Genomic DNA, 13,132 nt, shown 5'->3' with positions numbered 1-13,132 from the left:
TCATTTGGTTGCAATTCGGGAATGAAATTTCCTTGACCAAGGGGGCTTTGTCATCGTTAGTTAAAAAAAGGTTGATAGCGAGATCCGGAAAACGGACCGGTCACCGGGGAATTGTCACTAGAGAACTTGTTCTAGGGGACATTTTAATAATGGGAATCTGTCATGCGTTCACTGATTTCTGCGGCAGCAGGTATAATGGCCTTATCCGGGGCGACGCTGGTCCCGGCCAAGGCAGCTCAATGGAGTGAAGCGGGCGGAATAACGAGTATTCCCTACGGTCACCTTGATTATTGTAAGCGGACACCACGCGATTGCGGAGCGCACCGCGCGCTTTCGCCGATGAAATTGACGCCTGAGCGCATGCAGATGCTGCAAAGTGTCAATGCATCCGTGAATGCTGCGATCAAGCCTGTTTCCGATCAGGATAATTACGGCAAGCGCGATTACTGGACCATTCCAAGAAATGGTAAGGGTGATTGCGAAGATTATGTGCTTTTGAAGCGCGCCAAGCTGATGGGGCGCGGCATCAGTCCGTCACAGCTTCTTATTACGATGGTGCAGGGTAGTGAGCCGCACATCGTACTGACTGTCCGGACGGATCATGGTGATTACATTCTCGACAATATGCGCGGGGAAGTGCTGCCGGTCGAAAAGACGTCCTATCGTTACATCAAGATGCAATCGCCGGCCAATTCCGGCCAATGGGTTTCGATTGCGGGTCGTTCTATGGCTGTTGCTAATAATTGATGTCGGGCGCGCGGGATCTTTGGCCGAGGTGAGGCGCTTATAACTCAATTGAAAAGGTTCGATAGGGTCGCATTTTGCGACCCTATTTTGTTGTGAGCGTCTTGTTGTGATGGGCTAAGGTTGCTCTGAACGATTGTTTTACGGTTTTCAAATCATGGCGGCGATGAAACGATCAGCCACATAACTGTCGCCAATAGGCCTTATTGTTCGCTATTATTATACAGTGAAAGCAAACAGACTGTTCGAGGATAATGAACAAAAATACCCATATAACAGTTATGTGAATGCTGATATATGAACTAACATACTGTTTTAAATTATTTATTTTCTAATTTTTATCTGATTTTTAAAAAATTGGCTGCACGAATGTGTGATTAAGAAAACATTTTCGTGACTGGAACTTTCTCCCACTGTCACCCATTTGAGATGCATGAGGACGACGCATAGTACGTCGCCCATCTGACTAAATGGAGATAGAAAATGAATAAGTTTGTTCTTGCTGCTGCTGCTCTCGCACTTAGCGCCGGTGCTGCTTTTGCTGAAAACCCACGTGTAGGTGAGCCAGCTGATCTTTATGCAAATGATCGTACCCCAGTTGCTACACAGCGCGTTGATCACACCGCGACTGCCACAATTGGCCAGTCGACCTATATGGATGGTTCGGCAAACCGTTTTGGTGATGCTTCGCCTTCGAGCTTCTCGAACTAAGAGTTCGACTAAAAGCTTTGCTATCCCGGTCTGATCGCAGGCCGGAATAGCAAGACATGAAGGTAGTGAGTGCGGCCTCCCAAGGTTCTCACTACTGGAATTAAAATACTCAACGATTTTAACTGATCTCCCCGGAGGATGGCTTCTTGTCATCCCGGAGTCCCCGAAGGGAAAGGCAAGTTGCCATCCAAAGGGGCGATAGAAGGATTATAAAAATGAAAAAGTTTGCTCTTGCTGCCGTAGCCGTTGCCCTTAGCGCCGGTGCTGCTTTCGCTGAAAACCCACATGTTGGTGAACCAGCTGATCTTTATGCAAACGACCGTACGCCTGTTGCAACACAGGGCGTTGACTATACGGCTCCTGCTTCGATCCAGACCCAGGGCCAGACCTATAGCGACGGTTCTGCACACCGCTTCGGCGATGCATCGCCTTCGAGCTATCAGAACTAATATTTCTGATATTCTATAGAAAAAGGCGAAGCTTTGCGGCTTCGCCTTTTTTGTTTAAAGCATTTCCAGCAAAAATTGCGAAGCAGTTTTGCATTGGATAATGCGCAAAAACAAGTAGTTACAGCGGCTCCAACGATTCAGTCTTAACCGGAACCGCTGGAACGGTGCTGCATGATCAGTCTCGCAGCAGTTCGTTGATCGAAGTCTTGGAGCGGGTCTTCTCATCGACGCGCTTGACGATCACGGCGCAGTAGAGGCTTGGGCCCCAGTTTTCACCCGCAACATTTTTGCCTGGCATGGTGCCAGCGACAACAACAGAGTATGGTGGCACTTCGCCATAGAAGACCTCGCCGGTCGAGCGATCAACAATCTTGGTCGATTTGCCGATGAATACGCCCATGCCAAGTACGGCGCCTTCGCGAACGATACAGCCTTCGACAACTTCCGAACGAGCGCCGATGAAGCAGTTGTCTTCGATGATGGTTGGTCCAGCCTGCATTGGTTCCAGAACGCCGCCGATGCCGACGCCGCCCGAAAGATGCACGTTCTTGCCGATCTGTGCGCAGGAGCCGACGGTCGCCCATGTGTCGACCATCGTGCCTTCATCGACGTAAGCGCCGAGATTGACGAAAGACGGCATCAGGATTGCGTTTGGCGCAATATAGGCTGAATGACGGACGACAGAATTTGGAACAGCGCGGAAACCGGCCTTTTCAAACTCATTTGCCGTCCAGCCGTCGAACTTGGAAGGAACCTTGTCCCACCAGGAAGACTGACCGGGACCGCCTTTGATGACTTCCATCGGGTTGAGACGGAAAGAAAGCAGCACGGCTTTCTTGAGCCACTGATTGACCTGCCAGTTGCCGTCCGCCTGTTTTTCTGCCACACGGGCTTCACCGCGATCGAGCATAAGCAGCGACTGTTCAACAGCATCGCGAACTTCCCCGCGGGTTGCCGTGCTGATGCCATCGCGTTCGTCAAAAGCCTTCTCGATGACCTTTTCAAGGGAGGCGAAATCTGGCTTGGTCATATGGCGGTCTCCATAAAATGGCAGGATAAGCGGCTGCCACCTTTTCGGTCGGCAGTTATCGTAGAAGTGATTAAGCGAAGGCACCATATGGGTCAATCGCGTTATTGTGTGAAATAGCTGGTCGAAATTGCGACAGATTAAGAAATTAGCGCCAGAATAGATGATAGACATCAATACGCATTGTAATTGAAGGAGCAGGCAAGCATGAACCCAATGGAGAAGTCCGGCTGGACGCCTTTCCCGAATTCCGAGGAAGCTGCTAAACAGGCGCGCACTGTGCCGCAAACCCCTCAGACTGAGGCTTCTGCCTATCGTCTTGCCTTTATGGACGACGACTTCATGACACGGCGCGACATGCGTCCGGTGCGGCTTCAGCTTGAACTGCTTAAACCTGAACTGATCCTGGCCGACCGCGGTATCAAATCGACGGTCGTGATGTTCGGTGGCGCGCGTATTCCTGAGCCGGGCGGCGAAGCCTGGGCCGCGAAAAATGAAGTGCAGAAGAAGAATCTTGAAGCCAACTCGCGTTACTATGAGGAAGCGCGTAAGTTTGCCCGCATCTGCTCCGAATATTCAGCGACCACCTATTATCGCGAATTCATCGTTGTTACGGGCGGTGGTCCGGGTGTTATGGAAGCTGGCAATCGTGGGGCGGCTGATGTCGGGGCACCAACGATTGGGCTTAATATCGTTCTGCCACATGAGCAGGCACCGAACGCCTATGTGACGCCGGAGCTCTGCTTCAATTTCCATTATTTTGCGCTGCGCAAGATGCATTTTCTGATGCGTGCAAAAGCCGTCTGCGTATTCCCCGGCGGCTTCGGCACGATGGATGAGCTGTTTGAAGCCATGACCCTGATCCAGACAGACCGTATGGAGCGTATGCCGCTCATCCTGTTCGGTAAAGAATTCTGGAGCAAGGCGATCAATATCGAGTTTCTGGCAGAGCAGGGCACGATCTCGCCGGCAGACATCGAATTGCTGACATTTGTCGACACAGCAGACGAAGCATGGGACGAGATTAAAAACTTCTATAAGCTCTGATTTTTTCTGGTTGAGAATTGCCAAGCGCCCGGTTCATCAGGACCGGGCGTTTTCGGTTTCTGAATACTCGCGCGGCCGGTGCACGAGTGTCACCAGCACGACTGAAATAATCATCAGCAGATACCATGAGCCGAGCTTGCTCATTGAAACCAGCTCCCATCCATTGCGCTGGTTGGGATAGAGCCAGGCCTTCGACCACGTACCAATATTCTCGGCAATCCAGATGAACAGTGATGTGAGCAGGAACGCGACCAGCAACGGCATTTTATGCCGGAAGCGAAACACGCGATAATGCATGCTTGTGCGCCAGTAGAGCGCGAAGGTGGCTGCAAACAGAACCCAGCGCATATCCCAGATGAAGTGATGAGCGAAGAAATTGATATAAATTGCAGTTGCCAGAACAACCGTCATCCAGAGCGGCGGATAGTGATTCAGCCTTATATCGAAGATCCGATTGATACGCGCCATATAGGAGCCGACGGCCGCATACATAAAACCAGAAAAGAGCGGAACACCACCGATCCGGAAGAAGTTTTCTTCGGGATAAATCCATGAACCGGCGTGGGTTTTGAATATTTCCATCGCTGTTCCAACGATATGGAAAATGACGATGACCTTGGCTTCTTCCCAAGCTTCCAGCTTGAAAATAAGCATTCCAAGCTGGATCAGCACAGCGGAAAGAAACAGGAAGTCGTAGCGGGTGATAAATCCTGTGCCACCTTCAATTCCACCTTCTGGCCAGAACCAGCGTGTGAGAATAATCAGGCCCAGCATTGCGCCGCCAAACAGGCAGGCCCATGCCTGTTTCAATCCGAAAACCAGAAATTCAATCAGTGCATCGCTGATGCGGTGACGAGGTAAGCTATCGAGAAGGCGATGGGCCGCCTTATCTATGCGCTTTTCAAGGCCGGTAAACTGCCTATCGGTCTGCAACTATAGTTTCCAGAAATTGGGTCAGATTATCGGTCACATAATCCACCTGATCCGTGAATTCCGGGTCACTTTCCCAAATCTCCGAGAATGTCGGCTCAAAATTGTTCGGAACCACCAGCACGGTTTTCATGCCCAGCGTCTTTGGCACGACAAGATTGCGCGCGAGGTCCTCAAACATGACAGCCTTTTGCGCATCCACGCCGAAAGCCCCGAGAAAACGGTCGTAAGTGACACGCTCTGGTTTTGGCGTCAGACCTGCTGCAACAATGTCGAAAATATCATCGAAATCATCGAGAATGCCGAGCTGACGTGCGGCGCGTTCGGCGTGTCCGCGATCGCCGTTGGTGAAGATGAAGCGGCGACCGGGCAGGGCACGGATTGCTTCTCCAAGTGCCGGATCAGGTTGCAGCCAGGAATAGTCGATGTCGTGTACCTTCTTTAGAAAGTCGTCCGGATCGATTTCATGGCATTCCATCAGACCTTTCAGCGTGGTGCCATATTCCAGATAAAACTGCTTCTGAATCTTGCGCGCTTCGTCACGCGGCAGCTTCAGGAGGTTCTCGACATAGCTCGTCATACGCACATCGATCTGCGAGAACAGATCAGCTGCGTGCGGATAGAGCGTGTTGTCGAGGTCGAATACCCAGTCAGTGACGTGAGCGAAGGCCGGAGCATCAGGTTGATTGGTCATAAGTCTTTATGTCACGAAGGCGGGCCAAGAAAAAGCCGCCCCAAGGCGGCTAACTGATTATGGCACGATAAGCGTGCCGGCACCGTGTTCGGTGAAAAGCTCAAGCAGTACCGAATGCGGTGTCTTGCCATTGAGAATGACCACACCTTCAACGCCGCGACGGATCGCGTCGATACAGGTCTCGACCTTTGGGATCATGCCGCCGGAGATCGTGCCGTCCTTGATCAGCGCCTGTGCATCGGCAACCGACAATTCCTTGATGAGCTTCTTGTCCTTGTCGAGAACGCCTGGAACGTCGGTAAGGAACAGAAGACGCGTTGCAGCCAGTGCCCCTGCGATAGCGCCCGCAAAAGTATCGGCATTGATGTTGTATGTATGACCGTCGCGACCCGGTGCGACAGGCGCAATAACCGGGATCATTTCTGAGCGCGCCAGAAGATCGAGAAGCGTGCGGTCGACTTCAGCTGGTTCACCAACAAAGCCCAGATCAAGCACCTTTTCGATATTGGAATCGGGATCGATGACGGTTTTGTGCGCCTTGCGCGCAAAAACCATATTGCCATCCTTACCGCAAAGACCGATGGCCCATTCGCCTTCAGCATTGATGAGGGCGACGATCTCTTTGTTGATGGAACCGGCGAGAACCATCTCCACCACTTCAACCGTCTTTTCGTCGGTAACGCGAAGGCCGCCTTCAAAGCGCGATTCAATGCCGAGCTTGGTCAGCATCGCCTGAATCTGCGGGCCACCGCCATGGACAACAATTGGATTGATACCTGACTGCTTGAGAAGCGCGATGTCTCGGGCAAAAGCCTTGCCAAGCTCTGGGTTGCCCATGGCGTGACCGCCATATTTCACCACGACATTCTTGTTTTCGTAGCGCTGCATATAGGGCAGGGCTGCCGAAAGGAGTTGCGCTTGCATTTCAGGATTATCAAGAGTGGTCATCGCGGGCTCCATGGCTGGCGACAGGGCAAGAGAGGCAGGCTTTTCTAAGCAATATGCAGTGCTCTGTAAAACGGTTTTCCATTGTTTGTTCGCGAATATTTGAACGCGTCGCCAAAGACCGCCCAATTAAAATCCTATGAGAGCGCTAAAAGATTGCGCATAACACATGCTCTTGGATGGAGTGGTTTAATGCGACGGGCAGTTTTCACGGCTTTGATTTTTCTGGCAGGTATAGGTGCGTCGCAAGCAGCATCGACAACTGAAACCATCATCATGTTGCGCCATGGCGAAAAGCCGGATCAGGGCTTGGGGCAACTCAATTGTCAGGGGCTTAACCGTGCGCTGAAACTACCGGCGGTGATTGCGCAGAAATTCGGCAAACCGGATTATATCTTTGCGCCCAATCCTGCTCAGTTGAAGGAAGATAAGGGCGCGATCTATTCCTATAATCGCCCGCTTGCCACGGTTGAGCCGACGGCTATCAAGTTCGGAATGCCGGTCGATACGCGCTTTGGTTTCAAGGATATCGAGGAACTGCAGGCGGCGCTCGCGCAGCCTGAATATCGCAACGCGACAGTACTGATGGGTTGGGAGCACAAGCAGCTTGTAAAGCTTGCCAGAAACATCGTGAAGGATAGCGGTGACGATAAGGCTCTCGTACCCAAATGGCCAGGCGAAGATTTCGACAGCATGTATGTTCTGCGTGTCACGCGTGATGGTTCAAAGACCACCACGCAGTTTGAGCAGCTCAAGCAGGGACTAAACAATCAGTCGGCAAGCTGCCCGAGCTAAACTAAGCGAAGTCTCCGCTTTTTCCGGAAATGCACTATTCCTTGGCTACCAGCGCAATCGCGGCACGCAGCTCATCCAGACCGAGGCCTTTCTCTGACGAGGTCGTGATGATGCCGGGGAAGCAGGCCGCACGCTTTTTGGTAAGCGCATGGGTTTCTTCCAGCAGACGGGGAATGCCAGCAGCCTTGATCTTGTCGATCTTGGTCAGCACGATCTGATAAGAGACTGCGGCCTTGTCGAGCAGGTCGAGCACTTCAGCGTCGTTCTTCTTGATGCCGTGGCGGGAGTCGATCAGCAGATAGACGCGCTTTAACGTCGTACGGCCGCGAAGATAATCGAAGACGAGACGCGTCCATGCGTCGACATGGGCTTTTGGCGCTTCAGCAAAGCCGTAGCCCGGCATGTCGACAAGCGCCAATGGCGGAAGGTCGCCATTCTCGCCAGAATAGCCATCAGGAACGAAATAGTTCAATTCCTGCGTGCGGCCCGGTGTGTTGGAGGTACGGGCGAGTGCTTTTTTGCCGACAATCGCATTGATAAGCGAAGATTTACCGACATTTGAACGCCCGGCAAAAGCAATTTCAACCGGGCCTTCCAGTGGCAGAAATTTCATCGACGGCACGCCACGGATGAAGATCCACGATTTCTTGAAGAGCAGGCGCCCTTCTTCGACCAAAGCTGCGTGTGCTGCTCGGGTCGCATCTGCTGCTAACTGGGCTGCTGCCTGCTTTTTATCCTGATCGCTCAATGTGGTCTTCCTGATCGTGTACTCTAAAGAATACACGCATCAATGTTAGAGGCTGTAATGTCAACTGTTCTGGATGAACGAGCACAAAAAAAGCCCCGCTAGTGCGGGGCTTTTTGTCTTTTTACTTTTTTACGTCTTTCGGCTTTCGCTTGAAGACGTCTTTCAGATTGTCAAAAAGTTCGATTTTGACACCCTGACGCTTCATGATCACAGCCTGCTGAGTGATGGAAAGCGTGTTGTTCCATGCCCAGTAGATGACGAGACCTGCTGGGAACGATGCCAACATGAAGGTGAAGATGATCGGCATCCAGGTGAAGATCATCGCCTGTGTTGGATCTGGAGGCGTTGGGTTCATGCGCATCTGCAGGAACATGGTGATGCCCATGATAAGCGGCCAAACGCCAATCATCAGGAATGCTGGAACTGCGAAAGGCAGAAGACCGAACAGGTTGAAGATCGATGTTGGATCGGGTGCTGCAAGATCCTGAATCCAGCCAAAGAATGGCGCATGGCGCATTTCGATGGTGACGTACAGAACCTTATAGAGTGCGAAGAACACCGGAATCTGGACCAGCACTGGCCAGCAACCTGCAAGCGGATTGATCTTTTCCTGCTTGTAGAGCTGCATCATCTCCTGCTGCTGCTTCATCTTGTCATCCGCATACTTCTCGCGGATTTCAGTCATCTTCGGCTGCACCAGCTTCATACGCGCCATCGACTTGTATGACTTGTTGGCCAGTGGGAAGAACAGGGCCTTGAGCAGAACAGTGACAACCAGAATGGCGACGCCGAAATTGCCGGAGAATTTGTAGATCCAGTCGATGAGGTAGAACATCGGCTTGGTGATGAAGTAGAACCAGCCCCAGTCGATCAGCAGTTCGAACTGCTTGATGCCGAGCTTTTCCTCGTAATTCTTGATATCCGAAACGACCTTGGCACCAGCGAAAACATGGTTCTTGATGGTGCTGGCTTCACCAGCGGCAACCGTGATCGGTGCGCTGAGGAAATCCGACTGGTAGCGTGGACGGTCATTGGTGAAGTGCGAGAAACGCGCCGTGTATTTTTCGTTCTGTGGTGGAACGAGCGTGGCTGCCCAATACTTGTCGGTGATGCCGACCCAACCGCCTGTGACGTCCTTGAACGAAATGTCCTTGTCGTCTTCAACCTTGGAATACTTGATTTCCTGAAGGCCGTCCTGACCCATGACGCCGATAAGGCCTTCATGAAGAACATAAGTGGCGCTGGCGTGTTCTGGCTGGTTGAAACGCGTTACACGGCCATAAGAAGCAAGCGAGATCGGAGCGCCGGTGTTGTTGGTGACCGTATCGTCGACTTCGAACATGTAAGCATCGTCAACCGAGATGACGCGCTTGAATGTGATGTTCTTGTCGTTGGTGAAGGTCAGGGTGACAGGCGTCGATGCCGTCAGCTTATTGTTGCCTTCAACGGTCCAGACAGTGTTTGGACCAGGAACTTCGCCGGTTGCGTCGTTGCCGGTGAAACCGAGTTCAACGAAATAACCCTGCTTGAGAGCCGATGGGGCGAGCAGTTCGATTTCAGGGGACTTGTCGTCAACGGTCTCGTGGTACTTTTTGAGATAGAGATCATCAAGACGTGCACCCGTCAGGTTGATCGAGCCGCGCAGCGAGGCTGTGTCGATTTCGACGCGCTGCGACTGCGCTGCAGCAGCTTCGCGGGTCAATGCGCCGCCTGCGGCTACGCCATCGCCCTGGCCGGGTATTGCGCCGGACGTACCGGGCATCTGTGGGGTGTCACCGCCCTGCGCGCCGCCCTGAGCCCCACTTTGTGTGGCTTGCTGGGTCTGGCGCTGCTGCTCCTCAATGCGTGTCTGCTCCCGCTGGGCTTCCGTTTTCGGTCCCAGATAGAATACTTGCCACAGCGTTAATACGAGGATGGACAGGGCAATGGTGATGAAGAAATTACGATTATTTTCCATTGACGGGTCCTGATTCCGGTCTTTCCGTTCGGCGTTTCTTTTCGTCCCGCCGCCCATCCGTAGCTTTTAAGCGTTTGGAGAGTTCTGCGGTCAATTGCGAAAAGGGCGCAGTGAGTGCCTGCTCGCGTGCTACGATCACATAGTCTGTCGAAGCCGCCATGTCACGCCCCACGTGACAACGAACCGCTTCTCGCAACCTGCGACGGATACGATTTCGTATCACTGCATTGCCGTTTTTCTTGGTGACAGTGAAGCCTGCGCGGGGTTTTTCACCGATTTTGGCTGCTTCAGACTCTTCTTCAGAACGTTTCCGAACTTCGAGAAGAAACAGTGGACCACGCCGTTTTTCACCATTCCTTACAGACAAAAACTCCGCTCTCTTGCGAAGGCGGAGTATTTGTTTCTGCTTTTTCATATCTTTATTCACCGCGCTGGACGCGCGGAAAAAGATTAAGCGGAAAGCCGCTTGCGGCCGCGCGAACGGCGAGCGGCAAGAACCTTGCGACCGCCGGCAGTTGCCATGCGTGCACGGAAACCGTGACGACGCTTACGGACGAGATTTGATGGCTGAAAAGTGCGCTTCATTTATTTAATACCGCGGTGTGCGGCCCTTCTTGGTTCTGTCTTTGAACAGGAGCTAGTTCATTCCCTCGCGGAGCGGACAGCACAAACTATCCGTTAACCCGTGCGGGCGAACGTGGTGCGGCTTATAAGAGCACGGGCATCAAGAGTCAATTCCCACGAAGGCGTTCAACGCAAACATGTGATCAGAGCTGAAACACGCTCTAATCGTCTATTTCTGCGCATAACTTTCCGAAAGCGGCTTCGTACTTTTGCTGGAAATGACTAATACCAAAGTTCATTGAGTAAGACTCATCGGACTTTGGTTAAGCCCGTGTGGCGATTGAACATTTTCAAGGCGTGATGCGTCAGCATCTTGAGCCGCCTTGGTATTAACGACGGGGCGGCTTCGCCTTGTTGAGCATGATGGCCGCGCGGACGAGCGCTTTCAACGCATCTTCATTGATGGCTTCGCCTTCGCGAATATCGATTGCCCGTCTCATATTGCCTTCCAGACTTGAGTTAAAGAGAGTTGACGGGTCCGCGAGGGATGCGCCTTTGGCGAAGGTCAGCTTCACGACGCTTTTATAAGTCTCGCCCGTACAGATTATGCCTGTATGCGACCAGACCGGTACGCCTCGCCATTTCCACTCTTCAATGATCTCTGGATCAGACTGTCTGATGATAGCTCGGACCTTTGCAAGCGTTTCGCCACGCCAGTCTGCAAGATCCTTGATCCGGGCGTCGATCAATTGCGACGGGTTTTGGTCTTCATCTGCTTTTACTGAGCTGTTTTTGGTCATGATAGCTTCATCCCATTCGGGGCAACCATAGCACTGCACTTTATTGCGGGCGAGTGTGACGCGTTCTGGGAGCACTTTCGACGGAATTGTCCGCATCAAGCAGTAATCAGCCATTGCCAAAGCGGGCAGGGGCTTTAATAAGGATGCGCAACATTTTTAAATGCGGGACGATTTCCGCAGCAGTCATGAGAGGAGTTCACCATGAGCATCCGTCGTATCGAAGTCGGACCACGTATGAGCCAGGCCGTAGTTCACGGCAATACCGTTTATCTCGCCGGTCAGGTTGGCGAGCCTGGCGCAAGCGTGACTGATCAGACCAAGGCCGTTCTGTCTGAAGTTGATCGCCTTCTCGCAGCCGCTGGTTCGGACAAATCAAAGATCTTGCAGGCTATCATCTGGCTCGCAGACATGAAGGACTTCGCTGAAATGAACGCAGTCTGGGACAGCTGGGTCGACAAGGCCAACACGCCTGCACGCGCGACCGGCGAAGCAGCACTCGCGACCCCGGATTACAAAGTCGAGATCATCATTACTGCGGCAATCTAATTCTTCGTAGTTACCGATTGGAAACCCCGCGCAAGCGGGGTTTTTTATTGGCGTATCCGCTCCGAATAGCCATCGCGACCGCCTGCTTGTGCCTTTTCGTCGATGGATGCACGCTTCTCTATCTCTTCAAGCGTGCCATTGTTTTCGAGCCAGCCATGGTCATAAAGATAACCTGGCAGATAGCCGGACAAGAGAATGCGGTAATCAAATGGGAATGTCGGATCAAGCACACGCGCCATTGTGAAAATGATCGTCGTGCAATTGGCGCTCAGCGTATTATAGAATTTGGCCTTAGCCGCCAGTTCGTTCCCCAGCTCCACATAGGAGAGAAACAATTCGCGCGCACCCGCTGGAGGCAAATTCACGCGGTATCGATAGACATCTTCTTTACGCACATTGGTGCGTAGAAAAACGATGTCGCTTTCTTCGGCTGCAATCATAGCCAGTTCGAATTCACGGAAGAAGCCGCCGACGGCGGAATAGACCTCGTGATGTTCCTTGCGAATTTCGCCGGAAAATACGACATGTCGCCCATCTTCAAAGCCGAAGGACAGTAGTGTGTGGGCAATCGCCGGTCCCGCCCAATAGGACAGATAGACATCGACTGAGTTTATCTTGTTGAGGTCGTAAGTTTCTTCTTTCCAGACCGGCGTGAAGTCCTCTGGCGTTCGCCAGTCGAAATCCCGAACATTGAAAAGAGTGACCTGATCGCCCTCCACCTTGCCTGTGACTGTGCGTGCGACCTCGGGAGCCCAGATGCGATCAAGCGAAGGGCGGATGGTTGCCCACCAGCCCAGGAAGACAAGAGCAAGCAGGCAGAAGAACAGCCTCTTGCGCAGACAAAAGAACTGTCGCTCGCCTGCTATCACCCAAATAGCGATAAAGAGCCAGGCTGCAATTATAGAGCCGCGCACAGCATTGCCGAAGGGAAGCTGGAACCACATCCCGAAACTGGCCCAAATTGCAAAGATGATAACGAATAAGACGAAGACCAGTTTGCCTATGATACGGACGGTTTTTGATTTCAAGATAGAAGACATGGACATCCCGTATTCGCCTGGCGCGTCATTTGCCGAAGTTGTAGCGATACTGACATGATTTGCATTGGAATGTCATCGCCTATCCTCCAGGAAAGGCGATTTATCTGATAGATTAGACTTAATCAAAAGAAGGAA

General features: G+C 52.2%; 16 protein-coding genes. 6 read left to right on the top strand and 10 right to left on the bottom strand.

Annotated features, from left to right (window positions below):
* Positions 1–195 precede the first annotated feature (195 nt).
* From CES85_RS18525 to CES85_RS18515, 3 genes are all read left to right on the top strand, one after another.
* On the top strand, positions 196–747 hold the full coding sequence (locus CES85_RS18525) for a transglutaminase-like cysteine peptidase (protein WP_095447966.1): 552 nt from the start codon (positions 196–198) through the stop codon (positions 745–747).
* Between the two features lie 480 nt (positions 748–1,227).
* Positions 1,228–1,455, top strand: coding sequence for a hypothetical protein (locus tag CES85_RS18520; protein ID WP_095447248.1), 228 nt, complete (start codon positions 1,228–1,230; stop codon positions 1,453–1,455).
* Positions 1,456–1,670: 215 nt separating this feature from the next.
* Entirely contained in the window at positions 1,671–1,904 is a 234-nt protein-coding gene (locus CES85_RS18515) for a hypothetical protein (RefSeq protein WP_095447247.1), read from the top strand.
* A 175-nt stretch (positions 1,905–2,079) separates the two neighbouring features.
* On the opposite strand, the gene dapD is transcribed toward CES85_RS18515, so the two are convergent.
* Complete coding sequence (gene dapD, locus CES85_RS18510) at positions 2,080–2,934, bottom strand: 2,3,4,5-tetrahydropyridine-2,6-dicarboxylate N-succinyltransferase (RefSeq protein WP_095447246.1); 855 nt, start codon at positions 2,932–2,934, stop codon at positions 2,080–2,082.
* Between the two features lie 204 nt (positions 2,935–3,138).
* On the opposite strand from dapD, the gene CES85_RS18505 reads away from it, so the two are divergent.
* A complete protein-coding gene (locus CES85_RS18505) occupies positions 3,139–3,978 on the top strand; it encodes an LOG family protein (RefSeq protein WP_095447245.1) in 840 nt (279 codons plus the stop codon).
* Between the two features lie 36 nt (positions 3,979–4,014).
* On the opposite strand, the gene CES85_RS18500 is transcribed toward CES85_RS18505, so the two are convergent.
* The 3 genes from CES85_RS18500 to argB are packed head-to-tail and all read right to left on the bottom strand — an operon-like array spanning position 4,015 to position 6,550.
* On the bottom strand, positions 4,015–4,911 hold the full coding sequence (locus CES85_RS18500) for a DUF817 domain-containing protein (RefSeq protein WP_095447244.1): 897 nt from the start codon (positions 4,909–4,911) through the stop codon (positions 4,015–4,017).
* Positions 4,898–5,602, bottom strand: a complete 705-nt coding sequence (locus CES85_RS18495) for a pyrimidine 5'-nucleotidase (protein ID WP_095447243.1) — start codon at positions 5,600–5,602, stop codon at positions 4,898–4,900. The genes CES85_RS18500 and CES85_RS18495 overlap by 14 nt, the downstream gene beginning before the upstream one ends.
* 57 nt (positions 5,603–5,659) lie before the next feature.
* On the bottom strand, positions 5,660–6,550 hold the full coding sequence (argB, locus tag CES85_RS18490; RefSeq protein WP_095447242.1) for an acetylglutamate kinase: 891 nt from the start codon (positions 6,548–6,550) through the stop codon (positions 5,660–5,662).
* Between the two features lie 189 nt (positions 6,551–6,739).
* On the opposite strand from argB, the gene CES85_RS18485 reads away from it, so the two are divergent.
* Positions 6,740–7,342 (top strand): histidine phosphatase family protein, encoded by a 603-nt coding sequence (locus tag CES85_RS18485; RefSeq protein ID WP_095447241.1) that lies wholly within the window; start codon positions 6,740–6,742, stop codon positions 7,340–7,342.
* Positions 7,343–7,376: 34 nt separating this feature from the next.
* On the opposite strand, the gene yihA is transcribed toward CES85_RS18485, so the two are convergent.
* From yihA to CES85_RS18460, 5 genes are all read right to left on the bottom strand, one after another.
* A complete protein-coding gene (gene yihA, locus CES85_RS18480; RefSeq protein WP_024899261.1) occupies positions 7,377–8,090 on the bottom strand; it encodes a ribosome biogenesis GTP-binding protein YihA/YsxC in 714 nt (237 codons plus the stop codon).
* Positions 8,091–8,211: 121 nt separating this feature from the next.
* On the bottom strand, positions 8,212–10,047 hold the full coding sequence (yidC, locus tag CES85_RS18475) for a membrane protein insertase YidC (protein WP_095447240.1): 1,836 nt from the start codon (positions 10,045–10,047) through the stop codon (positions 8,212–8,214).
* Positions 10,037–10,462 (bottom strand): ribonuclease P protein component, encoded by a 426-nt coding sequence (gene rnpA, locus CES85_RS18470; protein ID WP_036567963.1) that lies wholly within the window; start codon positions 10,460–10,462, stop codon positions 10,037–10,039. The genes yidC and rnpA overlap by 11 nt, the downstream gene beginning before the upstream one ends.
* Before the next feature lie 35 nt (positions 10,463–10,497).
* A complete protein-coding gene (gene rpmH / locus CES85_RS18465) occupies positions 10,498–10,632 on the bottom strand; it encodes a 50S ribosomal protein L34 (protein ID WP_024899264.1) in 135 nt (44 codons plus the stop codon).
* Positions 10,633–11,000: 368 nt separating this feature from the next.
* The gene (locus CES85_RS18460) at positions 11,001–11,411 is read right to left on the bottom strand and encodes a DUF1801 domain-containing protein (protein ID WP_095447965.1); all 411 of its coding nucleotides are present in this window, start codon (positions 11,409–11,411) and stop codon (positions 11,001–11,003) included.
* A gap of 201 nt (positions 11,412–11,612) precedes the next feature.
* Between CES85_RS18460 and CES85_RS18455 the strand changes: the two genes are divergently transcribed.
* On the top strand, positions 11,613–11,957 hold the full coding sequence (locus tag CES85_RS18455) for a RidA family protein (protein WP_095447239.1): 345 nt from the start codon (positions 11,613–11,615) through the stop codon (positions 11,955–11,957).
* A 44-nt stretch (positions 11,958–12,001) separates the two neighbouring features.
* On the opposite strand, the gene CES85_RS18450 is transcribed toward CES85_RS18455, so the two are convergent.
* A complete protein-coding gene (locus tag CES85_RS18450) occupies positions 12,002–12,997 on the bottom strand; it encodes an Lnb N-terminal periplasmic domain-containing protein (protein ID WP_191793569.1) in 996 nt (331 codons plus the stop codon).
* Positions 12,998–13,132 lie beyond the last annotated feature (135 nt).

Origin of the sequence: Ochrobactrum quorumnocens (assembly GCF_002278035.1) — a bacterium.
GTDB lineage: Bacteria > Pseudomonadota > Alphaproteobacteria > Rhizobiales > Rhizobiaceae > Brucella > Brucella quorumnocens.
Note: the sequence above shows the minus strand (reverse complement) of the source record. Positions and strands in the feature narration are given on the sequence as shown.

Coding starts and splice junctions, on each gene's coding strand:
- CES85_RS18520 (WP_095447248.1), top strand. CDS start 1,228: ATGAATAAGTTTGTTCTTGCTGCTGCTGCTCTCGCACTTAGCGCCGGT.
- CES85_RS18495 (WP_095447243.1), bottom strand. CDS start 5,602: ATGACCAATCAACCTGATGCTCCGGCCTTCGCTCACGTCACTGACTGG.
- CES85_RS18525 (WP_095447966.1), top strand. CDS start 196: ATGGCCTTATCCGGGGCGACGCTGGTCCCGGCCAAGGCAGCTCAATGG.
- CES85_RS18505 (WP_095447245.1), top strand. CDS start 3,139: ATGAACCCAATGGAGAAGTCCGGCTGGACGCCTTTCCCGAATTCCGAG.
- rpmH (WP_024899264.1), bottom strand. CDS start 10,632: ATGAAGCGCACTTTTCAGCCATCAAATCTCGTCCGTAAGCGTCGTCAC.
- CES85_RS18485 (WP_095447241.1), top strand. CDS start 6,740: ATGCGACGGGCAGTTTTCACGGCTTTGATTTTTCTGGCAGGTATAGGT.
- rnpA (WP_036567963.1), bottom strand. CDS start 10,462: ATGAAAAAGCAGAAACAAATACTCCGCCTTCGCAAGAGAGCGGAGTTT.
- CES85_RS18455 (WP_095447239.1), top strand. CDS start 11,613: ATGAGCATCCGTCGTATCGAAGTCGGACCACGTATGAGCCAGGCCGTA.
- yidC (WP_095447240.1), bottom strand. CDS start 10,047: ATGGAAAATAATCGTAATTTCTTCATCACCATTGCCCTGTCCATCCTC.
- dapD (WP_095447246.1), bottom strand. CDS start 2,934: ATGACCAAGCCAGATTTCGCCTCCCTTGAAAAGGTCATCGAGAAGGCT.
- CES85_RS18460 (WP_095447965.1), bottom strand. CDS start 11,411: ATGACCAAAAACAGCTCAGTAAAAGCAGATGAAGACCAAAACCCGTCG.
- CES85_RS18515 (WP_095447247.1), top strand. CDS start 1,671: ATGAAAAAGTTTGCTCTTGCTGCCGTAGCCGTTGCCCTTAGCGCCGGT.
- argB (WP_095447242.1), bottom strand. CDS start 6,550: ATGACCACTCTTGATAATCCTGAAATGCAAGCGCAACTCCTTTCGGCA.
- CES85_RS18450 (WP_191793569.1), bottom strand. CDS start 12,997: ATGTCTTCTATCTTGAAATCAAAAACCGTCCGTATCATAGGCAAACTG.